This is a genomic window from Kitasatospora cheerisanensis KCTC 2395 (assembly GCF_000696185.1).
GTDB classification, from domain to species: domain Bacteria; phylum Actinomycetota; class Actinomycetes; order Streptomycetales; family Streptomycetaceae; genus Kitasatospora; species Kitasatospora cheerisanensis.
Genome location: NZ_KK853997.1, coordinates 754,220 through 754,867, shown reverse-complemented (window position 1 = coordinate 754,867; position 648 = coordinate 754,220). Strand labels below are relative to the sequence as shown.

Below are 648 nucleotides of genomic sequence, written 5' to 3'. Positions count from 1 at the left end.
GAACTCCCCGGCCGGGCAAGGGCCTCGCGGCACTCGACCACCCCGCCGCGGGTGATCCAGCGGCTGCGCCGGATCAGTCCGCCGTCCTCGTACCGGCCGCCCGCGACGTGCACCCCCGTCGGCGCGACCCGGTACCAGCCCGGACCGCCGATCAGTGCCGACAGCGCCGCGTCGCTGTCCCAGTGCGGCGCGCACAGCCACACCACGTCGCCGTCCGGGCCGAGCAGCGCGCCGCGACAGCCGTCGGCGAGCAGCGCGTAGTCGCGCAGGGCGTGCGGGGCGGGCGAGGTGCACGGCATGGCGGAACTCCGGGACGGGACAGGTCTCGCAGCGGCGGATTACCGCTCCGGCCCCCGCCAAACCCGGCCGCCCCGCGCCCCGTTTCGCCGTCCGGCCGGAGGGCACACGCGCGGCGCAGACGTATCCCCGGCCAGGTGGCCCCACGTGGCACCTGGACCCGCGACACTCCGAGCGGAGGACCGACGATGACCGAGCGCAAGCGCCCGCTGCACGACATGGGAGGGGCGACCGGCCCCGCCGACACGGCCGGCGGCCACGACCGGAACGGCCAGCGCGAACCCGCCCCGATCGGCAAGGGCGACACCCCCAACGTGGCCGGCAGCGACGAACAGCAGCCCGAGATCGCGG

Annotated in this window: 1 protein-coding gene; it reads right to left on the bottom strand. The window is 76.9% G+C overall.

Annotated elements, in window-relative coordinates; translation table 11 throughout:
- The coding region (locus KCH_RS42225; RefSeq protein ID WP_035858780.1) for a trehalase-like domain-containing protein at window positions 1-299 on the bottom strand (299 nt) is incomplete at its 3' end.
- Between the last annotated feature and the right edge of the window lie 349 nt (window positions 300-648).